The organism is Sulfurospirillum sp. 1307, assembly GCF_054408545.1.
In genome coordinates this window covers 566,911-591,034 of record NZ_CP176011.1, presented here as the reverse complement: position 1 = coordinate 591,034, position 24,124 = coordinate 566,911, and the positions used below count along the sequence as shown (strand labels likewise).

Annotated in this window: 23 protein-coding genes; 13 read left to right on the top strand and 10 right to left on the bottom strand. The window is 29.5% G+C overall.

Annotation, left to right across the window (positions count from 1 at the left end):
- Positions 1–9: 9 nt before the first annotated feature.
- The 5 genes from ACKGJI_RS03110 to ACKGJI_RS03090 are packed head-to-tail and all read left to right on the top strand — an operon-like array spanning position 10 to position 5,155.
- The gene (locus tag ACKGJI_RS03110; protein ID WP_458701098.1) at positions 10–552 is read left to right on the top strand and encodes a DUF1882 domain-containing protein; all 543 of its coding nucleotides are present in this window, start codon (positions 10–12) and stop codon (positions 550–552) included.
- A gap of 53 nt (positions 553–605) precedes the next feature.
- Positions 606–1,337, top strand: a complete 732-nt coding sequence (locus ACKGJI_RS03105) for an SPOR domain-containing protein (RefSeq protein WP_458701097.1) — start codon at positions 606–608, stop codon at positions 1,335–1,337.
- Between the two features lie 2 nt (positions 1,338–1,339).
- A complete protein-coding gene (locus tag ACKGJI_RS03100) occupies positions 1,340–2,752 on the top strand; it encodes an anthranilate synthase component I family protein (RefSeq protein WP_458701096.1) in 1,413 nt (470 codons plus the stop codon).
- A 17-nt stretch (positions 2,753–2,769) separates the two neighbouring features.
- Positions 2,770–3,561 carry a shikimate dehydrogenase gene (locus tag ACKGJI_RS03095; protein ID WP_458701095.1) on the top strand — a complete coding sequence of 264 codons (792 nt, stop codon included), beginning with the start codon at positions 2,770–2,772 and terminating at the stop codon, positions 3,559–3,561.
- Positions 3,554–5,155, top strand: coding sequence for a fatty acid--CoA ligase (locus ACKGJI_RS03090; RefSeq protein WP_458701094.1), 1,602 nt, complete (start codon positions 3,554–3,556; stop codon positions 5,153–5,155). The genes ACKGJI_RS03095 and ACKGJI_RS03090 overlap by 8 nt, the downstream gene beginning before the upstream one ends.
- On the opposite strand, the gene recR is transcribed toward ACKGJI_RS03090, so the two are convergent.
- The 4 genes from recR to ACKGJI_RS03070 all read right to left on the bottom strand — a co-directional run bounded on the left by recR (position 5,133) and on the right by ACKGJI_RS03070 (position 8,068).
- Positions 5,133–5,702 (bottom strand): recombination mediator RecR, encoded by a 570-nt coding sequence (gene recR / locus ACKGJI_RS03085; RefSeq protein WP_458701690.1) that lies wholly within the window; start codon positions 5,700–5,702, stop codon positions 5,133–5,135. The two genes, ACKGJI_RS03090 and recR, sit on opposite strands and share 23 nt — an antisense overlap.
- Positions 5,677–6,936 (bottom strand): ArsS family sensor histidine kinase, encoded by a 1,260-nt coding sequence (locus ACKGJI_RS03080; protein ID WP_458701093.1) that lies wholly within the window; start codon positions 6,934–6,936, stop codon positions 5,677–5,679. Before ACKGJI_RS03080 ends, recR begins: the two co-directional genes overlap by 26 nt.
- Complete coding sequence (locus tag ACKGJI_RS03075) at positions 6,933–7,604, bottom strand: response regulator transcription factor (RefSeq protein ID WP_458701092.1); 672 nt, start codon at positions 7,602–7,604, stop codon at positions 6,933–6,935. The genes ACKGJI_RS03080 and ACKGJI_RS03075 overlap by 4 nt, the downstream gene beginning before the upstream one ends.
- A gap of 80 nt (positions 7,605–7,684) precedes the next feature.
- Positions 7,685–8,068, bottom strand: coding sequence for a Spy/CpxP family protein refolding chaperone (locus ACKGJI_RS03070; protein ID WP_458701091.1), 384 nt, complete (start codon positions 8,066–8,068; stop codon positions 7,685–7,687).
- A gap of 250 nt (positions 8,069–8,318) precedes the next feature.
- On the opposite strand from ACKGJI_RS03070, the gene dnaJ reads away from it, so the two are divergent.
- Together dnaJ and ACKGJI_RS03060 are read left to right on the top strand one after the other, a co-directional pair.
- Positions 8,319–9,443 carry a molecular chaperone DnaJ gene (dnaJ, locus tag ACKGJI_RS03065; RefSeq protein WP_458701090.1) on the top strand — a complete coding sequence of 375 codons (1,125 nt, stop codon included), beginning with the start codon at positions 8,319–8,321 and terminating at the stop codon, positions 9,441–9,443.
- Entirely contained in the window at positions 9,444–10,049 is a 606-nt protein-coding gene (locus ACKGJI_RS03060; RefSeq protein WP_458701089.1) for a M48 family metallopeptidase, read from the top strand.
- Here ACKGJI_RS03060 and ACKGJI_RS03055 read toward each other — a convergent pair.
- On the bottom strand, positions 10,032–11,462 hold the full coding sequence (locus tag ACKGJI_RS03055; RefSeq protein ID WP_458701088.1) for a PLP-dependent transferase: 1,431 nt from the start codon (positions 11,460–11,462) through the stop codon (positions 10,032–10,034). The two genes, ACKGJI_RS03060 and ACKGJI_RS03055, sit on opposite strands and share 18 nt — an antisense overlap.
- Before the next feature lie 103 nt (positions 11,463–11,565).
- Between ACKGJI_RS03055 and ACKGJI_RS03050 the strand changes: the two genes are divergently transcribed.
- Positions 11,566–12,066, top strand: a complete 501-nt coding sequence (locus tag ACKGJI_RS03050) for a hypothetical protein (protein WP_458701087.1) — start codon at positions 11,566–11,568, stop codon at positions 12,064–12,066.
- On the opposite strand, the gene polA is transcribed toward ACKGJI_RS03050, so the two are convergent.
- From polA to ACKGJI_RS03030, 4 genes are read right to left on the bottom strand one after another with little or no spacing between them, the layout of a single operon-like run.
- Positions 12,067–14,712 (bottom strand): DNA polymerase I, encoded by a 2,646-nt coding sequence (polA, locus tag ACKGJI_RS03045; RefSeq protein ID WP_458701086.1) that lies wholly within the window; start codon positions 14,710–14,712, stop codon positions 12,067–12,069.
- Positions 14,713–14,719: 7 nt separating this feature from the next.
- Positions 14,720–15,529, bottom strand: coding sequence for an HDOD domain-containing protein (locus ACKGJI_RS03040; RefSeq protein ID WP_458701085.1), 810 nt, complete (start codon positions 15,527–15,529; stop codon positions 14,720–14,722).
- Positions 15,530–15,553: 24 nt separating this feature from the next.
- On the bottom strand, positions 15,554–18,385 hold the full coding sequence (gene uvrA / locus ACKGJI_RS03035; RefSeq protein WP_458701084.1) for an excinuclease ABC subunit UvrA: 2,832 nt from the start codon (positions 18,383–18,385) through the stop codon (positions 15,554–15,556).
- A gap of 41 nt (positions 18,386–18,426) precedes the next feature.
- Positions 18,427–19,158 (bottom strand): sulfite exporter TauE/SafE family protein, encoded by a 732-nt coding sequence (locus tag ACKGJI_RS03030; protein WP_458701083.1) that lies wholly within the window; start codon positions 19,156–19,158, stop codon positions 18,427–18,429.
- Positions 19,159–19,251: 93 nt separating this feature from the next.
- Between ACKGJI_RS03030 and ACKGJI_RS03025 the strand changes: the two genes are divergently transcribed.
- From ACKGJI_RS03025 to ACKGJI_RS03005, 5 genes are read left to right on the top strand one after another with little or no spacing between them, the layout of a single operon-like run.
- The gene (locus ACKGJI_RS03025) at positions 19,252–19,677 is read left to right on the top strand and encodes a chemotaxis protein CheX (protein WP_458701082.1); all 426 of its coding nucleotides are present in this window, start codon (positions 19,252–19,254) and stop codon (positions 19,675–19,677) included.
- A 4-nt stretch (positions 19,678–19,681) separates the two neighbouring features.
- Positions 19,682–19,990: a flagellar motor switch protein FliN gene (gene fliN / locus ACKGJI_RS03020; protein ID WP_458701081.1), complete on the top strand. Its 309-nt coding sequence runs from the start codon at positions 19,682–19,684 to the stop codon at positions 19,988–19,990.
- On the top strand, positions 19,990–20,850 hold the full coding sequence (locus ACKGJI_RS03015) for a hypothetical protein (protein WP_458701080.1): 861 nt from the start codon (positions 19,990–19,992) through the stop codon (positions 20,848–20,850). The genes fliN and ACKGJI_RS03015 overlap by 1 nt, the downstream gene beginning before the upstream one ends.
- On the top strand, positions 20,851–21,747 hold the full coding sequence (locus ACKGJI_RS03010) for an AEC family transporter (RefSeq protein WP_458701079.1): 897 nt from the start codon (positions 20,851–20,853) through the stop codon (positions 21,745–21,747).
- Positions 21,744–22,082 (top strand): hypothetical protein, encoded by a 339-nt coding sequence (locus ACKGJI_RS03005; RefSeq protein ID WP_458701078.1) that lies wholly within the window; start codon positions 21,744–21,746, stop codon positions 22,080–22,082. Before ACKGJI_RS03010 ends, ACKGJI_RS03005 begins: the two co-directional genes overlap by 4 nt.
- 32 nt (positions 22,083–22,114) lie before the next feature.
- Here the strand turns inward: ACKGJI_RS03005 and ACKGJI_RS03000 are convergent, their stop codons facing one another.
- Positions 22,115–23,986 (bottom strand): methyl-accepting chemotaxis protein, encoded by a 1,872-nt coding sequence (locus ACKGJI_RS03000; protein WP_458701077.1) that lies wholly within the window; start codon positions 23,984–23,986, stop codon positions 22,115–22,117.
- Between the last annotated feature and the right edge of the window lie 138 nt (positions 23,987–24,124).

Below are 24,124 nucleotides of genomic sequence, written 5' to 3'. Positions count from 1 at the left end.
GGAGACCTTATGTACAACATCGATACCTCTCTAATAAAAATGATTACAGATCATTATTGGATAAAAAGGGACAAGATTGTTGAAAAAAGATCTCATAACGGAAGACTGTTTTTTGATAAATTTGAGCGAGTAAACGAAACTCTAACTCGCTCAATCATAAATCAACACTTAAAGGGTGAGATAACTGTTGCCCACTCTTTAATAAACAAATTTGATAAAGTTGAAAATATTGTAATTGACTATAATGGAAGAAATACTGAGAGATTTTGGCATAGAACACAGCTTTTACTAAGAGAAGAAGGTTTCATCAACTTTACCGCATATGAAAGTAAAACGCCAGGACATCTTCATCTTTATATTCACAAAGGACACACAACATTGAGTGAAGCTTATCAAATAGCATCAATGCTATCAGCAAAGCTTGCACAAAAGTTACCAAGAGAATGGAAGATGTTTCCAAATCCTGATATTCCAAAAGAGTTTAATATACTAGCATTACCTTATAAACTTTATAAAAAAGAAAGAGGAGCTTCTTGGTCGAAGCATATGTAAAATGGTATGAATAATGCTTAATGTGTTAGGTAAATAATCTAAAGGAGATAGAAGTGGAAGATAAAAATGAATTAAGTGATATTGTTTTAGAAAAAGAAGATAACAAAAGTCAAAAAATAAAGCGTATTCTTTTAATAGCTGCTCTTTTGATTGTTATATTTTTGATAACTATTGTTATCATGAAAGTAACGAATGACTCTAGCACACCTATAAATAATAATCCAAAATTAAATCTACCTCCTGAACCTATTGCTAAAAGTGTAGAGCAACCAAAAGCACAAAAAGATGACGAACTATTTAAAAAAGTTGACATCCAAGAAGTAGATGAAAAAAAAGAAAGCTTTGAAGACATGGTAAAAAGTCTTAAAGAAAAAGAAAAGAAAAAAATAGAAGAAGTTGTTACTAAAGTAAAACAAGAAGAGCCTGTACCTACTAAAAACAAAGTTAATCAAGTTGCAAATGAAGTTAAAAAACAAGCAACTAAAACGATTGAAAAACCTGCGATAAAACAAACTGCAAAAGTAGAAAACAACAATGCTTCAATTGTTCCAAAAGGAACATATGTACAAGTTGGTGCAACATCAAGATTGAGTCCAGATAAGAAATTCTTAGCTTTAATAACAAACAACAAATATAATTATAAATTGTTACCAATTGATGTAAAAGGCAAAAAAGTAACTAAAATTTTAGTTGGACCATACAATAGTACTAATGAAGCTAAAAAAGTTATTGGTGATATAAAATCAAAAATTAATAAAGATGCATTTATATATAGAGTAAGATAGTTATGATATATCATAAAAAGTTATTATATGACCAATTAACTCCGATAACAATTTATTCGAAGTTAAAAGACCACTTTAAAGATGAATTAACTTTTTTATTTGAAAGTGCTATTAACTCTGAAGATGGGAATTATAGCTTTTTATTTATCGGGGCAAGAGAAAGGATTGTTTTAAAGGATAATAAAGCTTATCATATTGATGAAGAAAACAATAAAACTGATATTGGAGAAAATCCATTTTTATATCTACAAAAAAGATATAAAAGTATAGATAAAAACCAATATCTAAGATATTCAAAAGAGTATAATTTAGGTTTTATTGATGGGTTTATTGGTTATATTGGATATGATGCGGTTAAAACTTTTGAGCCAAGATTAAAATCTCATATGGATAATTTAAAAGATGAAATCAATATTGCAGATATTGATTTAATTCGTCCAAAGCTAGTTTGTACATTTTCTCACAAATCAAATACTCTTACTCTTCACACTTTCATTGAAGAGATTGCATTACAACTAGAAGAGATTGAAAAACTACTTAGAAGTCCTCATGAATATATTGAAATTAAAAAAAGTGATATTCAACAAGACAAAGGAAAGTTTGCTTATAGTAAAGAAGAATTTTTTGATATGGTTTTTAAATCTAAAGAGATGATAAAAAGTGGAGATGTTTTTCAGATACTCATGTCAAATAGATTCACTCAATTTGCAAATATCGACAAACTAAGCTTTTATAGAATTCTAAGAAATAAAAACCCATCTCCATATATGTTTTTACTTGATTTTGACAGATTTGCAATCGCTGGAAGTTCACCTGAAGTTATGGTTGGACTAAAAGACAATATAATAACACTAAGACCAATAGCAGGAACTAGAAAAAGAGGAGATACACTAGAAAAAGACAAAGCTTACGAAGATGAACTTTTAGCTGATGAAAAAGAGAGAGCAGAACATCTCATGCTAATTGATCTTGGAAGAAATGATGTAGGAAAAGTTGCTAGTGTTGGAAGTGTAAAAGTTAAAGAAATGATGAGAGTGGAGAGATACTCTCATGTTATGCACTTAGTAAGTGATGTAGAAGCAAAGTTAGATGAGAACAAAGATATGTTTGATTTATTTGCTGCTACTTTTACAGCAGGAACCATGACAGGCACTCCAAAAATAAGAGCGATGGAGCTTATTAGTGATTTTGAAGGCTTAAAAAGAAGCTTTTATAGTGGTGCTGTAGGATACTTTGGATTTGATGGAAACATGGATAGTGCTATTATGATAAGAACTGCGTATTTAGACGATGAAAAGATAATTTTTCAAGCAGGAGCAGGCGTAGTAGCTGATAGTAAGGCTGAACTTGAATATCTAGAAGTTACAAATAAACTAGGAGCTATGATGGGCTCTTTAAATGATTTAAAAAAGTAATTTGTGCCTTTTACAATATGAAAAAATTTAGTATATTTGGAAATCCAGTAGCTCACTCAATTTCACCTAATATGCATAACCTTGCACTAAAAGGTTTAAATATAGATGGCTTATACACAAAAACTCTACTTGAAGATGGTTCACAAATTATTGAGAAATTCAAAGAGTTAAAACTTGACGGTGCAAATGTTACAGTTCCTCATAAAGAATTTGCTTATAAACTATGTGATAACTTAGATGAATTTGCCGCAAAAATTGGAGCTGTAAATACTTTGGTAAAAAAAGAAGATAAAATATATGGCTACAACACAGATGCTCCAGGATTTTATAAGGCTATAAAATCATTTGGGAAAATCCATTCAGCTCTTATCTTAGGAGCAGGAGGAACAGCAAAAGCAATCGCAACAATACTTCAAAAAAACAATCTACATGTAGAAGTTTTAAATCGCTCAAAAAATAGATTGGATTATTTTTATAAAAATGATTTTTTAGCTTTTAGTTGGGATGAATTTCAAATAAAACCATATGACTTAATTATCAATACAACCTCAGCTGGTTTAAGTGATGATTCTTTACCACTTGAAGAAAATACACTAGATGGGCTTATGAAAAAAGCCAGTTTTGCATTTGATGTGATTTACAATAAACAAACACCTTTTTTAAAACTGGCCAAACAAAATAGTCTTACATGTAAAGATGGATCAGATATGCTTTTATACCAAGGAGTTTTAGCTTTTAACTTGTTTTTTGACAATATATATGACGAAGATAAAATAACACAACTTATGAGAGGAGCTTTTAATGTATGACCATCAGCTATTAATTAAAAATATAATCCAAACACCAGTAGTAAATAACCCAAACCAAGAAATCGTATATAAAGGTGAAATTAGATTTACTTACTGTGAATTTTATAAAAGAGTAAAAAAACTTGCAAATTATTTAGTTTCTATTGGGATAAAAAAAGGTGATACAATTGCCGTAATGGATTATGACTCACATAGATATTTAGAGTGTTATTTTGCAATACCTATGATTGGAGCAGTTTTACATACTATAAATATAAGACTTTCTCCTGAACAAATCTTATACACTATTGATCACGCTGAAGATGATGTTATATTAATACATGAAGATTTTTTACCTATTTTGAATCAAATTAAAGGAAGAATTGATACAGTTAAAAATTATATAGTTTTAAAAGATGATAAAACTTGCGAGTACGAACAGGCTTTATCAACTCAGAGTGATGAATTTGAATTTGAAGACTTTGATGAAAATACGATAGCAACTACTTTTTATACTACCGGAACAACAGGAATGCCAAAAGGCGTATACTTTTCTCATAGACAATTAGTCCTACATACTATGGGAACGCTTGGAAGTATCGCAAGTCCTAAGACTCAAGGAAGACTTCATAGAGAAGATGTATACATGCCAATTACTCCAATGTTTCATGTTCATGCTTGGGGATTACCATATGTTGCTACTATGCTAGGTATCAAACAGGTTTATCCTGGAAAATATATACCTGATTTACTATTAGAGCTTATAGAAAAAGAGAAAGTTACTTTTTCTCATTGTGTTCCTACAATCTTACATATGCTTTTAAACTCTTCTAAGATTGATAGTATTGATTTATCAAATTGGAAAGTTATCATTGGTGGGGCTGCGCTTCCAAAGGCTATGTGTATTGAAGCATTAAAAAGAGGGATTGATATATTTACAGGTTATGGTATGAGTGAGACTTGCCCAATAGTGTCATTGTCTCATCTTACAAAAGAGATGCTAGAACTTGATGTCAACTCTCAAGCAGATATAAGAATAAAAACTGGCAAACCAACTGGTATGGTTGAATTAAAGATTGTTGATGAAGATATGAATGAAATCCCACATGATGGGCAAAGTACCGGAGAGATTGTACTTAAAACTCCATGGCTAACCAAAGGATATTTCAAAGACAAAAAGAACTCAGAGCAACTATGGAGAGGTGGATATCTTCACACAGGTGATGTTGCAAACATAGATAAAGATGGATATATTAAAATCACTGATAGAGCAAAAGATATCATTAAAACTGGTGGAGAATGGGTAAGTTCACTAGAGCTTGAAGATATTATAAATCAACACCAAAATGTAAGCGAAGTTGCTGTCATCGGAATACCTCATGAAAAGTGGGGAGAAGTTCCTCTAGGGCTTGTTGTTCTAAAAGATAAAGATGCAAAAACATCAACAAAAGAGATAGAGCTTTTTGCAAAAGATTTTATCAAAAAAGGAATTATGGCAAGAGAGAGTATGCTACTTAAGATAAAATTTGTAGATAGTATTGATAAAACTAGCGTTGGGAAGATAAATAAAAAAGCTCTAAGAGAAAAATACTCTAAACTTTTATCCTATCATTAAGCGCTTTTGATAGGGAAAGCATATCAACATTTTCAAGGTGTACTCCAGTTGGTACACCTTGAGCAATTTTTGTAAATTCTATTTTATAATCTTTTAACTTATCTTCAACAAATAATATAACAGCATCATTTGCCAAAGATGGAGTTAGAGCAAAAATAATCTCTTCTACGCCTTGTCTTACTACTTCTTTTAATTTTAAAATACTTTCATCTTCTAAATCTGATAAAACAAAATATAATCCATTATAAAGTTTATTTTCTTCTAAAACAAAGATGTCTTTTGCATTTTCAACAATACAAAGTTGAGTATTGTCTCTAGTTTCATCTAAACAAATATCACAAATCTCATGCTCACTCAAGCCACCACATTTATCACATTTCCTGATTGAGCGAATTGCATTTTCTATTGCACTAGAAATTTTCATTGCATTAAAATTATCGTGTAAAACTAGATGATAAGCAAATCTCAAAGCAGATTTTTTTCCAACACTAGGAAGTGTTGAAAGTGCTTCGACTAAATTATCAAACTTTTCTAATTTCATTTTGATTCTCTTTTAAGTTTATACAAAATTTATGCATTCCATCTTCATATTTATAGTTTAATTCAAGATTATTTAATTTTATTATGTTTTTGACTATATAAAGACCAAGTCCTAAACCATCTTTTAATTCATTTGAACCTGATACAAATGGTTTATAATACTCTTCTATCGGCTTTTTAAATTCTTCAGCTTTATTGATAACACAAAGATTATCATTAGCTAAGACAACATTTACTTTTTTATCATCAGAGTATTTAATAGCATTATCCATCAAATTCTTAATTGCAAGTGCAAATGACTCAAAATCAACTTTGACAATATAATCTTCACTAACATCAATCTTTACATGTAAATCTTTTTTACCCTCTTCTAGCATCATCATATCAATAGAACTTTCTATAATATCAATCAGCTTAAATTCTTGAAATTTAAGTGAATAATTTTTTGATACAATTTGCTCTATCTTGGAAAATTCATTGATAAGCAAGTCTAGTCTTTCAAAAACACTAATAAGGCGCTTTTTTGCCCTATCATCTTGAACCATTTCTGATACTATCCTTCCTTTGCCAATAGGGGTTTTAAGCTCATGCATTATGGCTCTTAAAAACAATTGTCTAGATTGAATTAAATCTCTAATTTTACTCGCTGCTTTATCAAACTCATTTGCAACTTCTGCTATCTCATCATCTTTATCGCTTTTACACTCAATATTCATATCTCCACTTGCAAACTTTCTAATTTGTAAGCTTAACTCTTTTAGAGGAGAGATACTCTTTAAAATTGATATATAAATCGAAACTAATATTATCAAAGCAAGAACAAAAACTACCCAAATATTTTCATTTGCTCTTTTTTCATATTGACTTTCTAATAAGATATTAGAAATTAAATTGTCTATGTAAAGGTAATACTTGTCATTGTACCTTATGGAAGAAAATATCCCCAAGGTTGATTTTTTTTGAAAAACCACCACGCCCTTTGCAAGTACTGACCTTTTTAAATTTAGATTTTCTACCTTTTTTAAACCAAAATTACTAAAATACTCGTTAATACCATGTGGGGTTAGATTGTTTCTATATAATAAAAAAATATAGTTTATAGATTGTAACTGCCTCTCTTTCATAATAGCCAAATTTTTTTCACTTTGGTACTTATAAGCTATAAAAAAGAGTGCAGACAATAGTAAAATAGAAAAAACAAAGATTAGAGTAATTCTGTTGCTGAGTGAATTTTTTGTCATCCTATTAGTTTATATCCTATTCCTCTTACAGATTGGATATATTTTGGATCTCTTGAGCTATCACCAATCTTTGCTCTAAGTCTTCCAATAATTACATCTAAACTTTTAGAGCCTTTGTCTTTTAAAGATTTACAATTATATACTAATTGCTCTCTTGAGATGGAAAATCCATGATGTTTGATTAAGTATTCGAGTATCTCAAATTCTGCTGGAGTTAGATTTAAAGGCTCTTCTTTTAAGTATATTTGATGTCTTTTTTCATCTAATCTAAAATCACTATCAATTGTTTCTTCATCAATTGATTTTGATTTTTTGTATCTTCTAATTAAACTTTGGATTCTTGCATACATCTCTTTTGGATCGTATGGCTTTGGTAGATAATCATCAGCTCCTATTTGAAGCCCTATAACTTTATCGCTTATATCACTTCTTGCTGAACTAATTATAACTGGTATATCATACTTTTGAACAACCTCTTTACAAACTTCTAGCCCATCCATGCCAGGCAAAGTTAAATCCAAAATCAATAAATCATAATTCTTAATCCCAGCACTAAGCCCTAAGTAAGGGTCTTCATAATTTGTTATTTTAATATTATACTGACTGAGATATTCACTAAGTATTTCAGCAAACTCTGCATCATCTTCTATCATTAAAACTTTTATCATATAATTAACCTCTTTTAAATTAGGTTATATTATATCATAACTAAGAGGTATAAGGGCTTATACATAAGCCCTTATTAGTACTAAGATTTCAAATTTTTTATTTGTTCTTTTGTTAGAATTTTAAATGCTTTTTCCATAAAATCAGCTCTAATTTTTTGCATTTTTTGGTGCATATCGTTTGAGTTTTTAATAAAAGCATCTCTATCAAATCCATCATTTGTTATAAATGTTGAAATCATATTTCTTTTTTTAGGCCCCATCAACTTTTTCATTTCAAGTTTCATTTCATCTCTTAAAATTGATATTTTATACTTTTGTTCGCTACTAAGATTTAATTTTCCAAACATTCCTTGCATACCATGTTTCATACCTTTGTGCATATTTTTGTGTTGCATCATAACTTGTTTTTTATTCATCATGCCTTGATTGTTTTCACAATTACCTTTTGCATAAGCACCTGTCAATAAAGTTCCTGTAACCAGTGCAACAGCTAAAATTTTGTTTTGACAAAGAAATTGTATAACCAAGTCATTAACGAGTTTTTAATCATGTGTTAACCAATCTTAACAAGCCTAACTATACAAGCTAATATCTTCTTATTTTATCAAACTATAAAGTCAGTTAATAGATTGAAAAAAAATCTATTTTTAGATAGAATTACAAGTCTACAAAAAAGCACTGTTTGTGCTTAACTTCAACACAAAGAGAATCAAATTGGACTTAGAATATTATGAAATTTTAGAAATTAGTAAAGACGCAGATAGTAATGAAATAAAAAAAGCATATAGAAAATTAGCTCTTAAGTATCATCCAGATAGAAATCAAGGAGATAAAGAGGCTGAAGAAAAATTTAAGCTTGTAAATGAAGCTTATCAAGTTTTAAGTGATCCTGAAAAAAGAGCAACTTATGATAGATATGGAAAGGCGGGACTTGATTCCCAAGGATTTAGTCACTTCTCTGATATGAACTATGAAGATATCATGGGTGATTTAGGATCAATTTTTGAATCAGTCTTTGGTGGTGGATTTGGAGGCTCAAGTAGAAGAAATGCAAGAAATAGAAAATACCCACTTGATACTGAAGTGGAAATTGATATTGCCTTTAATGAAGCTGTTTTTGGGTGCACAAAAGAAGTAAAATTCACCTATAAAAAACCTTGTAGTGATTGTAATGGAACCGGAAGTAGTGATGGCAAAAAATCTACATGTAGTGATTGTCATGGAAAAGGACAAATCTTTTTTAGACAAGGTTTCATGACGTATTCTCAAACATGCCCTACATGTAACGGAAGAGGAACAATTATAAATAATCCTTGTTCATCTTGTAATGCTAAAGGATATGAGAGCGTAAGTGATACTGTTAAAATTGATATTCCTGAAGGAATTGACAATGGCAACAGAATCAGAGTCACAGGAAGAGGAAACATAGATGAAAGAGGAGAAAGAGGAGATCTTTACATCCAAACAAATGTGGCTGAGGATGAGCATTTTGTAAGACACAATGATGATATTTACATTGAAATTCCAGTATTTTTTACACAAGTTGCACTTGGAGAGAGTATCACTATACCAACTCTAAGAGGAGAAACTACGCTTGAACTTCCAATGGGAGCAAAAGATAAACAGCAATTTGTATTTAAAAAAGAGGGTGTTAAAAATGTTCATACAAATGAGCTAGGAAATCTAATCGCTCAAATAAAAATCCAATATCCTAAAAAACTAACAAGTGAACAAAAAGAGTTATTAGTAAAACTTCAAGATAGTTTTGGGATACAAAGTACTCCTAGCGAAGGAAACTTAGATGGAGTTTTTGATAAAATCAAAAGTTGGTTTAAATAATTGTATGTAACATACAATGATGAAAAAATTCCTTACGAGGTAAAAACAAATAAAAAATTAAAAAACTTATACATAACAATAACTCCAAGTGGAGTTATTGTTAAAAACCCAAATTATCCTTTATCAAAAGTACAAGAATTAGTACAAAACAAAGCAAAATGGATTTACCAAAAACTTTTACATGTAGAAAAAAGAAAAAGTATCTCCAGGATTTATAAAGAAGAAGGCAAAGTTCTACTTTTTGGCGAAAAACAACTTTTACATATAGAAAAAAATCTAGCTGATTTTTATAAAGAAAAATCGATTGAGATTATCCCTGATATAGTTGAAAAATGGGCTAAAAAGATGGAGCTAAATCCAACAGCAATCAAATTTAGAAAAGCAAAAAGGAGATGGGGAAGCTGTAACCACAACAATGAACTAAGTTTCAATACCTCTTTGGTACAACTTCCAATGAGATGTATTGAGTATATAATAGTTCATGAATTATCTCATATACCACACAAGCACCACAAAGCATCTTTTTGGCTACATGTAGAAAAATTTATGCCTGATTATAGAGATTGTGAAAAAACAATCAAAGAGTATTTACCTGAGATTGCTTAGCTTATCAAACTCTTTTTTGATTGATTCTATATCTTCTAAGCCAACTGAAACTCTTAGTAAATCAATTGGAATGTTGTTTAGTTTTAAAGGATTTTTATCCTCTTTTTTATTTATCAAATCATAATGCGCCAAATAAACATAAGGCATACACAAAGTAAACTCTGTTCCTAAACTTGGGCCTTTAAAAAAATTCAATTCATCATAAACTTTTTGAAAAGGTAAGTTAAAAGTTAGAGAGATGACTCCACTGAAATCACAGTGATAAATCTTTTTAATATAATTTTTTGTTTTTAAAAAATCAACTAATTTGTTTTTATTTTCTAAAATTTGCTCAACTCTTTTTTCATAATCTTCTATCTCAAAAGACAATCTAGCCAAATCTTTTATGTATGGTTTTTCTAATTGTTCAAAAAATATATCTTTATACTTAGCAAACTTGGAATTTTCATTAACTATCAATGCTCCCATCATAACATCAGCATTGCCACACGCAAACTTAGTTAAACTCTCCACCATAATATCAGCATATTGTTTAAAATCAAAATTATAAGGTGTACAAAATGTTGTATCTACAATAAGTGCTATATCAAATCTATTGCATATCTCTTTTAATCTTTTTATATCTACGTATTTTAAAAGGGGGTTTGTTGGAAATTCTATAACAATAGAGTGTACCTTATGTGCATTTACATGTAGATAATCTTCAAGTAAGTCTAGATTTTTTAAATCATAAAATATTTTAAAATTTTTACAATATTTCTCGATGATATTCATCGTATCAAGATATAACCATCCTAGTTGTATTATCGTATCTTTTGCTGGATTAATTTTTTTTATACCTGCTAGTAAAGAGTAAATTCCATGCATCCCTGAAACACTCAAGCCTATATTTTTACAAGGCTGTTTATATGCTATTGAAAGTTTATCTATTATGTTTTTATATGCTATCTTGCTTGGATGCTTTTTTTCTACATGTAGATTTTTTATAAGAGCTTTTTTATATAAAAAATCTTCTGCATATCTTGAAGAAAGTGTTGTTCCTGCATACTGAATAAATTTTAAAATATCACTCTTTTTTTTACAGTCTTCATCGATAACTAAAACACCAAAATCTTCATCTATCTCAAATGCTATGTTCTTATCAAAAATAGAAGCAATTTTTAAAGCACTTCTCTTGGAACAAACCAATACTATCTGTTTGTTTTCTTCAATATTATATTTTTCTTTGATATATTCACACATCATTTTAAGATATGGGTGAAGTACAAATCTAGGATAGCCGGTTTTTATACTCTTACATCTATTTTCTTCATAATCAATTACATCTTTAAAAGTAGGAATTGAAACGGAAACTGCATGAATATTATATTTTGGTATGCTCTTTCCACATTCTATAAACTCAAATTTACTCAAAATTACTCTTTCTAGCTTATTATACGTATCTACAATATGTTTTTCAAAATTATAAATTAACTTATTTTATGATAGAATTCCTTTAAACAAAATAGGGATAATTATGTTAAATTGTAAAAACATTAAAGAAAAAATTATAAATTATGTATATTCCATATCATCTCAACCTGTGGTTTTAAAAGATTTACTAGAAGCAAATGCACTATATAATGAAAAAATGTATGTAGATTCAGGCAAACTTGGGTTTAGGATAAACATAACAAGAGCTTATTTAGTATATTTTATAATCTGTGCAATTATTTTATTGCCACTTCTAGCAATCAGTCACTACTTTTTAGAACATTTAGATTTTCATGTCTCTATTGTAAGTTCTGTTATAGTAACTGCTGTAGTTTTTATGGGATTTAATTTTTTTAAAGCTTGGATAAGAGATGCCATTACCCTAAAACGAATTAAACATGCTTGGTTAGCTCACTTTCCTTATTTTTCTTATGAAAAGTATAGTAAAAAGGTGGAAGTTATTTATAACGAAGCAAAAAAGAAAGAAATACCAAAAAAAGAGTTACAACAATACATCATTGACCAATTACTTAAAGAGAGTTGATTACTTCAACTCTCCCCAGCTCTTTCCAATAGCAACACTTGCTTTTAATTTTACATTTAATTTATATATATTTTCCATTATTTCTTGAGCTTTATTAGCAAAATCTTGTGCTAAGTCATCTCTTACTTCAAATATAAGTTCATCGTGTATTTGTAAAAGCATTTTTGCATTTTCATTTAACATTGCATTATTGATTTTATTCATACTAAGCTTTATCAAATCAGCCGCACTTCCTTGAAATCTAGTATTTACAGCTTCTCTTTCATACATAGGAACTTGCATACCATTTGCATTTTCAAAATCAAAATATCTCTTTCTTCCAAGCAAAGTTGTTACAAAACCATCTCTTTTTGCATCTTCTTTGATAGAATCAAGATACTCTTTTACAGTTGGAAAACTTTTAAAATAATTTTCAATATATCCTTTTGCCTCAGCTTGAGTAATTCCTAGAGTTTGAGACAATTTTCTAGCTCCCATTCCATATAAAAGCCCAAAATTGATACTCTTTGCAACCCCTCTTTTTTCTTTAGCTTCATCTTCTCCAAAAAGTTTTATTGCAGTTTGAGTATGTATATCTAAATCTTCGTTAAAAGCTTTTACTAGTTCATTATCTAAGCTATAATGAGCAAGCAATCTAAGCTCGATTTGCGAGTAATCGATACCAATAAAACTAAAACCATCTTTTGGTACAAAACCATATCTAATCTCTCTTCCAAGCTCACTTTTTGTAGGTATATTTTGAAGATTTGGATCTTTTGAGCTAAGTCTTCCTGTAGCAGTTCCTGTTTGTAAAAATGATGTATGAATTCTAGAGATTTCAGACTTATTGGCTAATTCTAAAAGTGGTTTTATATAAGTTGATTGAAGTTTAAAAACTTCTCTGTACTCTAAAATCTTAGATATAACCTCATGCTCATCTATTAGTTTGTTTAAAACACTCTCATCAGTACTATAACCAGTTTTTGTTTTTTTAACAACACTTAATCCTAAATGCTCAAACAAAACACTTCCCAATTGTTTTGGAGAGTTTAAATTAAACTCCATTTTACATAGCTCAAAAATTTCATTTTTCAGAGTATCAATGCTTTTTTGAGATTTTTCTTCTAAAGATTTAAAATAATTAGTATCAATTTTTATGCCTTCTTCTTCCATTTCTAAAAGAGTAAGGACAAAAGGAAACTCAACATTTTTGGCAAGTTTTAAAAGATTTGGATCTAAAGTCTCTTTTAGCTTATCATACAGCTTTAAAGTCATCCAAGCATCTTCACTTGCATAGACTGATGCATCTTTAATATTTACATTTGAAAAGTTTTCACCCTTTTTTACTACATCTTTATACTTAACCATATCGTAGTTAAAAAATCTTTTTGCAAGATTATCTAAACCAGCACTTTTTTCAGGATCTTGCAACCAAGCTAAAAGCATAGTATCTTCAAAATGTTCTACATGTAAAGATCCGAAATTGTTTTTTACTATCGCAAAATCATATTTTAAATTTTGCCCTATAACTTTACATGTAAAGATTTTTTCTATTGCTTCTTTTGCATCTTCCTTGCTCACTTGATTACCAACTCCAAGATAATTATGAGCAATTGGTACATAATAAGCTTTATCTAAATCTTTTGCAAAAGAAAAACCAACAATCTTAGCTTTTAATGAATCAATTCCTGTTGTTTCTGTATCAAAAGCAACTGTTCCTTCTAAACTATTGACAACCTCAAAAAGTTTTTCTTTGGTATCGAGCAAAATAGCTTCGAACTCATGTTTTTCTTCATCTTTTTTTTTATTTGGAGTATATTTTAATCTTGAGAGAATTCCTTTTAAATCATATTTTTCTAATTCATCAACGATATTTAAAAGTGGCTGATTTGAAGGAAATTTAAAATTTTCAAATTTATCTGATAAATCTAGGCTATCATCTAGTCTAACAAGTTTTTTACTCAAAAATGCATTATCTTTACTCTCTTCAAGTAGTTTTTTGGCTCTTGGATTTGCAACATTTTCTAAATTTTCATAAATTTGCTCAACACTATCAAACTGCTCTAAAAGTTTTCTAGCTCCCTTATCGCCGATGCCTTTAACTCCAGGAATATTATCAGCACTATCTCCAACTATACTTAGATAATCTCCTACTCTATTAGGGTAAACTCCAAACTTTTCAAAGCACTTTTCTTCATCAATCTCAATTTTTTTCATTGGATCAAATATCATGACTTTACTATCATCAATGAGTTGATATAAATCTTTATCATGAGTTACGATTCTTACTTTTATGTCGTGCTCTTTTGCAAATCTAACTGCACTTGCTATTACATCATCAGCTTCATATCCTTCTTTGGAAAAACACTTAAAACCCATTTTCTCAATCCAAGAAATTGCTACTGGAAGTTGTTTTTTCAAATCTTCCGGAGCTTCTTTTCTATTTGCTTTATAATTTTCATCTATATTGTGGCGAAAAGTTTTTCCTTTTGCATCTAGTGCAAATAAAATATAATCTGTTGGAAAATCCTCTTTTATCGTATATATAAAATTTGCAAATCCAGTTATGAGTCCTGTTGGAAATCCATCTTTGTTTCTTAGATTTGGAAGAGCATAAAAGTTTCTAAAAAAAAATCCAAAAGTATCTATAATTGTTAGTATTTTCATTATCTAATTAAAACCTATCTTTTATCTTTTCAACCGAATCCATAAAAACTGAATTGTCATATCCATTGTTTTGAACAAGGCTTAATGCTATATTGATACTTCTTTCACTAAGTGGAGAGTTAATTGGAACAGCTGTTTTTACTATCTTTAATGCTGTTGAGTACTCTTTTACCTCTTCAGGGGCTGCTGTTGGATCATCTGAAAAATTAATTGCTTCAACCATTATCTCATCAAATCCCCAGTGCTCAAATATCTTAGCTGTAATTTTAGCAGTTGTAGTTTCAACATACATTTTTTCAACTTCAGCTATATTAATAGCAACTTCTATTTCTGATTTAAACTGCACAACCTCATCATTTTTAACTATTTCATCGGCAATTAAAATTTTTCCTGTTTCTTGAAGCAAGGCGGCTAAAAATAGTGTGTCTAGTTTATTTCTATCAATTTTAGAATACCACTCTTTCATAAGTATACTTTGAGTAGCTGAAATCTTTACAAAATCTTCTGGGCTTACACCATAAGGCTCTATATCAACACTCAAAAGCTTTTTAATAGATATATCAGTTGTTAGGGCTCTTGTTGTTGACATACCAAAAAGTGAAACTGCTTGAAGTACACTTTTAATCTCTCTTCTAAAACTATACAAAGGAGAATTCGCAACTTTTAAAAGATTTGCAACTAACATTGGGTCTTTTTCTATAACCTTTGCTAACTGCACAATTGTTCCATTTTCATCATTGCAAATTGCATTTATTTCATAAAAACTTTTTGGTAGTGGAGGTAAAGTTTTGATTCTTTCAGTTATATTTTCTAACATTACTCTTCTCTCATGTTATTTTTGTCATTTTAGCAAATTTTGACTTAAATCTAATTCCTTAGACAAATATTTACCTGTGTAGCTTCCAGTTTTTTTATGATTTATAGCTACATGTAAAGGAGTTCCACTATCTACTATCTTTCCACCATAGCTACCACCTTCTGGCCCAATATCTATGATATAATCACAGTTTTTAAGTACATCCATATTGTGTTCAATCACTAAAACACTATTTCCCAAATCTGTTAAATGATGAAGTACTTTTGTAAGCCTATCAACATCAGCAAAGTGAAGGCCAGTTGTCGGCTCATCTAGTATATAAAGTGTATTTCCTGTATCTCTTTTGCTTAACTCTTTTGCTAGTTTTATCCTTTGTGCTTCACCACCACTTAATGTAGTTGCATTTTGACCAAGAGTTATATATCCAAGTCCTACATCACTAAGAGTTTGTAAAATCTGCCTTATTTTTGGAATGGCATTAAAAAACTCTAAGGCTTCATCAACACTCATCTCTAGTACATCTGAAATGGATTTTCCCTTATACTTTATCTCTAAAGTTTGAGCATTGTATCTTTTGCCTTTACAGCTATCGCACTTAACCATAATGTCAGGTAAAAAGTGCATTTCTATCTTTATCTCGCCCTCTCCTTGGCACTTTTCACATCGCCCGCCTTTTACATTAAAACTAAATCTTCCTATCTTATAACCCCTAAGCTGTGCCTCTTTAGTTTTAGCAAACAATCCTCTAATCTCATCCATAACACCAGTATAAGTTGCTGGATTACTTCTAGGAGTTCTTCCTATCGGGCTTTGGTCAAGATATATAACTTTATCAAGATTTTCTAAGCCCAAGCACTCAACACCACTTACTTTTTTTACTTTTTTTGCTCTATTTAACAGCTCTTTTGCAACAGGAAGTAAAGTTTGAAGTATGAGCGAACTTTTTCCACTTCCACTGACCCCACTAATACCTACTAAATTTCTAAGAGGAATCTTTACATGTAGATTTTTTATATTGTTTATATTGACATTTTTAAGCTCAATCCACTCTTTTTGCTCTCTGTTTTTTTGATAATCAATAATTCTTTTTCCAATTAGATACTCTGCTGTTAAAGTTTTGGTGTTTTTTAGCTCTTCTAAGGTTCCTGCAAAAACAATTTCTCCTCCAAATTTTCCAGCATTTGGTCCGATATCAACTATAAAATCTGCATGTTCAATTGTCTCTTTGTCATGTTCAACGACTATAACACTATTGCCTTTTTTTTGAAGATTTCTAAGCGTTCTAATAAGCTTTAGTGTATCTCTCTCATGAAGTCCGATACTAGGCTCATCCAAAACATACATAACCCCTGTTAATCCACTACCAATTTGAGAGGCTATCCTAATCCTCTGAGCTTCTCCACCACTAATTGTTCTAGCATCCCTTCCAAGAGTGATATAACCAAGCCCTACATCATACAAGAAAAAAAGTCTTTCTCTAATCTCTTTTAAAACTGAACTTGCTATTAAGTGCTCTTGTTTACTCATATACTCAAAGTTTTTTTCATCTTGAAAAAACTCTAAAGTTTTATCTATCGGTAAATCTAAAATCTCTCCAATATTTTTTTTCGCAACCCTAACAGCCAAACTCTCTTCTTTAAGCCTATGTCCACCACACTTATCGCAAACTTTTTCACTCATATAATCACCCAAGTCTTTTTCATCTTTGAGCATATCATATGCAATTTTTACTACACCTTCCCATTTTCTAGTAAGCGAATGCCTTTTCCAAGTAAATTTAGCTTCTTCTACACCACCATGAAGTATTGCTTTTTTTTGATGCTCTTCTAACTCTTCAAAAGGAACTTTTATATCAATTCCACTAGCTTTACAATAGCCTTGCAAGAACTTCGCATAATATCCTTTATTAAAACCGTAAAACAGCTTTATAGCACCATCTTCTATACTTTTATGTTCATCAATAATCTTATTTAAATCAAGTGTATATCTTATGCCTAAACCATCACAGATAGGACATGCACCCTTTGGTGAGTTAAAAGAAAAACTTAATGGCTCAAGTGGCTCAAAACTTATCTTACAATCAAAACACGCCAAATGCTCAGAGTAATGGATATGCGACGAGCTAAAACCAACCTCTTCATGATTTAACACATCTATCTCTACTTCTCCATAACTCTCATTTAAAGCTTTTTCAACATCACTTGCAATTCTCTCTTTACTCTCTTCTTTTAGCACAACTCTATCAATCACTACCTTGATAGTATGTTTTTTTGTTTTACTTAGCTCTATATCTTCATCAAGACGAACCATAACTCCATCAATCATAGCTCTTACATAGCCTTTATGACGAAGAGATTCTATCATATCTGCAAAACTTCCCTTTTTTTCTCTCACAAGTGGAGCTAAAATAACAAGTTTTGAATTTAATGGTAGTTTTAAAATTTCGTTGATAATATCTTCTGCGCCCATTTTTGAAATTGGCTTTCCACATTTATGACAATGCTGGATGCCAACTCTAGCAAAAAGAAGCCTTAGATAATCATAAATCTCAGTAATTGTTCCAACAGTCGAGCGAGGATTTTTACTAGTAGTTTTCTGATCAATCGCAATTGCAGGAGTTAAGCCTTCAATCCTCTCAACATCAGGCTTTCCAACTCTATCTAAAAATTGTCTTGCATAACTTGAGAGGCTCTCGATATATCGTCTTTGCCCTTCAGCATAGAGTGTATCAAAAGCCAGTGTTGATTTTCCACTTCCACTAAGTCCTGTAAAAACTACTAATTTGTTTTTTGGAATTTCTAAATTGATATTTTTTAAATTATTTTCATTTGCACCATAAATCTTTATTTTATTCACTAACAATCCTATTCTTTTCTTTTTTTATTGCTAAGTGTTCTCTAGAAGTAGAGTTTTTTTAGCATCAATCCTAAAATTACAAAGTATAAAACAAGAAGCAATTTTTTATGATATTTTTTTTCAATTATGTGAGATGATTTTATACCAAAGAAAACTCCAACAAGAGAGCTAAGACCTACTATAAGACCTACGCTATAGTTTATATGCCCAAACATAGAAAGACTGATAAATCCAGATACAGAAGAAAAGATTATAAAAAACAGACTCATTGAAACTGCTTTTTTCAAATCAAAATGCATAAATCCAACCAGAATTGGAGTCAAAAACAATCCTCCTCCAATTCCAATACTAATTGCAACCAATCCTACAAAAAATCCTACAAGAAAAATTCCAATTTTAGAATCAAACTCTTCAACATCACTATCCATAGGAGCCATAAAAAATTTATATATTGCTAAACAAACAGAAAATAAAAAAATCATACTCAATACAAACGGAGGTAAAATACTAACTATATAACCACTACCTTGAGCTCCCAAAAAGCCACCAAGTCCTAGCAGTAATCCATCTTTTGCTATTAAAACACCTTTTTTAAGATTTAAGTAACTCCCAAAAACAGAGCTAAAAACCATTTGCATAACAGATATCCCAATAGCTTCTTTTATATTAAAACCAATAAACATCAAAGAAGGAACAAGTAAAGTTCCTCCCCCTATACCAAAAAAACCAGACATAAAGCCTATTATGACACTTAACAATAGTTCTACTAACAATTTAACTCCTTTTAGTCTAAATATATTTTACATTAATTAACGTTTTAATTAAGTTAAACTATAATAAGAAACCATATATCTTAAGGAAAAAATATGATTGAAGCCGTAAGAAAAGCAACAAAAAGTTTTTGCGAAGATATTGTTGGATTAGAAGTTTGTGATGCAAAGTATGTTGGCAAAAACTTTTATGGTGCTGCAATCGCTTTGATACAAGATAAGACTGAGATACAATGGTATTTACTCTTTAAAAAAGATACACTAAATCAATTTACAAAAGCACTACTTTTTGAAGATAGTTTAAAAGAGGATGACTTGGATGATTTGGTCAAAGAAGTTGCAAATATGATAATTGGTTCTGCAAAAGTTATCTTAGAAAAAAACTCAAAAGATGAGTATCAATTAACTACTCCAGATTTTCTAGGTCATGTGCCTGATATAAAACTTTTAAAGTTGGAAGAGTATTTGCTTTATAAAATAAAAAATAGAACCTTCGTAATAGGTAAAAAAACATTAGGCTAAAACATTGAATAAAGAAGATAAAGAGTATTTAGAAGAAAAACTACTTAGTGGTTATGAAAACCTTTTAGATATAAATGTAAATTTTATAGCCCAGCTTGGAACTACTACTATAAGCATTGGTGAACTGTTGAAGTTAACAAAAGGCTCAGTAATTGATTTAGAAAAACCAGCTGGAGAGAGTGTTGAGCTTTTTGTCAATAATAAAATATTTGGCAAAGGCGAAGTTATGGTTTATGAAAAGAACTTAGCTATTCGTATCAATGAGATATTAGATTCAAAAACTGTAATCCAATACTTTAAAAAAGAGGTATAATGAGAAGTTTTATACTAATTTGTATATTTATCATTTCAACATTAAATGCAACAACACTGTTAACATACAATGTTTATGAAAGAAGTGATAGAATTGACTTAATGCTTTCATTTGATTCCCCATATGATGGTAGTATCACAAAAAAGATGGGCAAGAATGTCATTATACTTACACTAAGCGATTTGACTTATGACCAGCTTATTGAAAAAAGTATAGATTCTGCGATAGTCCAAGAAATTACAATTGAACCAAACAATGATAAAACAAATATCATATTAAAAAGCGATCATAAAATTAGTGTAATTGCTTCTAAAACAGTAGATGGATTTGGACTTAGGATAAGATCTAAGCAGATAAAAACAAATGCAAACCTACCAACTATCAAATCAACAAATACAGCAAATGAATCATCAAATCAAACTTTTTTGCAAACAAAAGCAAATGAAGATTTAATTGATTCTAGATATATTAGTGTGATTGTAGTTCTTTTGATTTTACTAGGATTTATGTTTTGGCTTAAAAATAAAGTTACTAATACAAAATTGAGCGTAAAAGAAAAAAACTCCTGGCTATTTCAAGGAAACAAGAACAATAGTGAAAAAATAGAGGTAAATGTTTTACATAAAAAACAGGTTGATAAAAACAATAGTGTTGTTCTTCTTGAATTTGAAGGACAAAAATATTTAGTTATGACAGGTAATTCAAATCTTCTTTTAGATAAATTCAATGGCAACGAAATAAATGACAACTTAGAGTTTGAAAAAGCATTTGAACAAAACAGACAAAAACTAGATGAGTATCTAAGATTACAAAATGAAGAACAAAAAGAAGATTATAGAAGTAAACTTGAAAGATATTAATTGAATCTACTTTTATCAGTTTTATCGATTTATATTTTTATTCTTTTGGGTTATTTTGCAAAATTAAAACTAAAAGATGAATTGCAAGAAAAAACTTTGGTAATTCTTTCTATCTATTTTTTACAACCTATGCTTACTTTTTGGGGCTTAAGTACAAAAGAGATAAATCTAACATCCATCAAAATCCCTTTGATATATGCGATGCTTAGTATTTTTTTTATAATTATTAGCTTTTTTTATGCAAAAATATTTTTTAAGAATCCAAAAGACAAATCTATAGTAACAATTTCAAGCTCTATTGGCAATACAGGCAATCTTGGAATTCCTCTTGGAATTGCACTTTTTGGGCAAAACTCAGTAATTTACACTTCTATGATAAATATAGCAAATGTTTTTATTGTTTATACAATCGGGGTGTTTTTTTATTCTAGAGGAAACTTTAGCATAAAAGATTCGTTTTTAAACATAACAAAACTACCACTAATTTGGTTTGCATTGATTGCTATAGCCTTAAATCTTTTACATGTAAAGATTCATCCATCATTTTTAACTTCTTTGCAAATGGGAGCATATGCTTCTATGGTACTTCAGCTTATGATATTTGGCATGTTTTTGTATAGTGTAAAGGTAAAAAATTTAAATTTAAAACTAATTCTACATGTAAGCAATATAAAATTTTTAATCATCCCAGTATTATCATATATCATATTAAAAAACTTAGGATTGAATGATTATATACTAGCTATAATTTTGCTTGAATTACTAGTACCATTAGCAGTTACAAATGTTAATTTATCCTCCCTTTATGATTGTAAACCAGTAGATGTTACAACACTAGTTCTTGTTACTTCTATCATTTTCATACCTTATATCTTAGTAGTAGTTAGTATATTATGAATGAAAAAGTAAAAAGATTAAAATTCATAAGAGCACTTGAAAAATTTGTAAAGAGCAATATCTCTTATCTAAAAGATTCAAATTTTGATTATGAAGTATTTCAAAAAAGAGTTCAAGCCAACTATGAAAAAATTAAAGATATAGAAGCTGTGAGACTTAACTCTTCTTACCACCAGGCCCTTTTAAGATATGTCAATTTAACCTTAGAAGTTTTAGATAAAAAGTTCGATACCTCTTTACAAGAAAATCTTTTAAAAGAAGCAAATCTTTTAGACAAAGAAAAAAATAAAACGCAATATAAAAAAGTAAAACACAGAAACAATAATTTTGAGTAATAGGCAAGTTTTATTTCTTGCCTATTATATTTTTATGATTTAAACTTTTCTAATTCATTATTTAACTTCTCAGTCATAGAGTGAAGATGCTCTGAAGCTGATGAAACATTTTTTATACTCTCAACATTACTTTTAGAAATTTTATCAATTTTATCGATTTCAGATACTATTGATTTTACTTTATTAGAAGTATCTTCAAAGTCAACTACAGTATTATTTGCATCATTAATCGCATTGTTAATAACATCAGAAATTTCATTCATCATTTTTTGAAGCTCTATTGAAGTAGTTGCTAAATCTTTTACTTCTTCTGAATTTTCAGATATTTCACTGTTTACTTCAACGATAGATTGAACAACAACATTTATAGTTGCATCTATTTCCACTAAAGATTTTTGAGTTCTCTCAGCCAATTTTCTAACTTCATCAGCAACTACTGCAAATCCTCTTCCATGCTCTCCAGCCCTTGCTGCTTCAATCGCTGCATTAAGAGCTAGTAAATTAGTCTGGTCTGCTATATCTTTGATGATTCCTAAAACCTCTTTGACATCATTTGCATTTTGACTTACATTATTGAGTTTATCAGCTAAACTTTGCTCTTTTGCAGAAGTATCTTGCATCGTAACTTCTAGTTTTTCAACCTCTTTTTTTACATCATTTATATTCCCAAAAGTTTTTTCAAGAGCCAGTTGAGAACTTTTAGCCTTTTGAACGGAATCACCAAGATAAGAAGTTAAATTTAAACCATCACTTCTTGTTTTTGTAACAATTTCAGATTCATTAACCACATTCTTTCCAACTTCTATCGCAGTTTGAGATAACTCTTCTGAAATCGCAGAGTTTTCTAAACTTATATCTTTTGCTTGTTTTACAATTTCATGTAATTTATCTATAAAAAGATTGATATTAGTAGAAACCTCGCCAAACTCATCTTTTGATTTTACTTCTAATCTTTGTCTTAAATCAGCATCATTACTTGCCAAATATTGAACTAACCTATTTAGCGTATTAAGTGGATCCATAAAATATTTTATACCAAAGATTACAACAAAAAATACTATCAAGAGTATAATTGCACCAATTATTGCTAACTGAATTGCTTGTGTATTTAAAAACTTATAAGCATAATCTTTATAGTAAGTTACGGCAGTTACCCAGCCAGATTCTTTTGATCTATTAAAAGCTAAAAATTTATCTTTTCCTTTATACACGTACTCTACAATACCTTGATCTTTATTTCCAAATTTTTTAGCAATTGATGAATTTTTACCTAAGACTTTTTCATTAGGATGAGCTATAATAGTACCTTTTGAATCATACAAAACTGCATATCCACCATCTAATTTAGTTTTCAATATCATTTGCGATAATTCATCTAAACCCAAATCAATAGAAAAAACACCAATAAATTTTTCATTACTATCATATAAAGGAGTTGCGATACTAAATACAATCTTGCCTGTTCTATTATCTTTATAAGCATCAGTTACACTTGTCTTTTTAGTTTCTTCTGCAAGTTTGTACCATGGTCTTTTTCTTGGATCATAAGTGGATAAGTTATATTTTTTACCACTTGCTGAAATCATTTTACCATCATCTAAACCAACATATGCACTCATAGCACCCATTTCTTTTGCATAATCTTTTAGTTTATAAACAACTTCATCTTCAAAATAATCTTTTACTCTTTTTAAAGATTTAGCTTTTTTTTCGACTATATCTTTTTTACCAATTAACCATAAATCTGTATAATCTGCAAGAGATAAAGATTTTGATTTAAGTAATTTTTGTATTTGACTAAGACTACTACTTTTTGTATGAGTGTAGCTAAAAGCCCAAAATGTTCCTAACCCTAGAGCGACTATAACCAAAACAGCAATTGCAATTTTATTTTTAAAACTCATCACACAATCCTTTAATCCACATTGAATAGCTAGAATTGGATTATAACAAATTACAAATCTAAGCATATAAATTTTTCAAATAAAATATTTTTATAATATAGTCTTAATAAAACTTTTTTAGTTTTATTATTAATAAGT

Excerpts from the sequence above, each read along its gene's own strand:
- ACKGJI_RS03110 (WP_458701098.1), top strand. The coding sequence starts at position 10 with ATGTACAACATCGATACCTCTCTAATAAAAATGATTACAGATCATTAT.
- ACKGJI_RS03100 (WP_458701096.1), top strand. The coding sequence starts at position 1,340 with ATGATATATCATAAAAAGTTATTATATGACCAATTAACTCCGATAACA.
- ACKGJI_RS03095 (WP_458701095.1), top strand. The coding sequence starts at position 2,770 with ATGAAAAAATTTAGTATATTTGGAAATCCAGTAGCTCACTCAATTTCA.
- ACKGJI_RS03090 (WP_458701094.1), top strand. The coding sequence starts at position 3,554 with ATGTATGACCATCAGCTATTAATTAAAAATATAATCCAAACACCAGTA.
- ACKGJI_RS03080 (WP_458701093.1), bottom strand. The coding sequence starts at position 6,936 with ATGACAAAAAATTCACTCAGCAACAGAATTACTCTAATCTTTGTTTTT.
- ACKGJI_RS03075 (WP_458701092.1), bottom strand. The coding sequence starts at position 7,604 with ATGATAAAAGTTTTAATGATAGAAGATGATGCAGAGTTTGCTGAAATA.
- ACKGJI_RS03050 (WP_458701087.1), top strand. The coding sequence starts at position 11,566 with ATGTTAAATTGTAAAAACATTAAAGAAAAAATTATAAATTATGTATAT.
- polA (WP_458701086.1), bottom strand. The coding sequence starts at position 14,712 with ATGAAAATACTAACAATTATAGATACTTTTGGATTTTTTTTTAGAAAC.
- ACKGJI_RS03040 (WP_458701085.1), bottom strand. The coding sequence starts at position 15,529 with ATGTTAGAAAATATAACTGAAAGAATCAAAACTTTACCTCCACTACCA.
- ACKGJI_RS03025 (WP_458701082.1), top strand. The coding sequence starts at position 19,252 with ATGATTGAAGCCGTAAGAAAAGCAACAAAAAGTTTTTGCGAAGATATT.
- ACKGJI_RS03015 (WP_458701080.1), top strand. The coding sequence starts at position 19,990 with ATGAGAAGTTTTATACTAATTTGTATATTTATCATTTCAACATTAAAT.
- ACKGJI_RS03005 (WP_458701078.1), top strand. The coding sequence starts at position 21,744 with ATGAATGAAAAAGTAAAAAGATTAAAATTCATAAGAGCACTTGAAAAA.
- ACKGJI_RS03000 (WP_458701077.1), bottom strand. The coding sequence starts at position 23,986 with ATGAGTTTTAAAAATAAAATTGCAATTGCTGTTTTGGTTATAGTCGCT.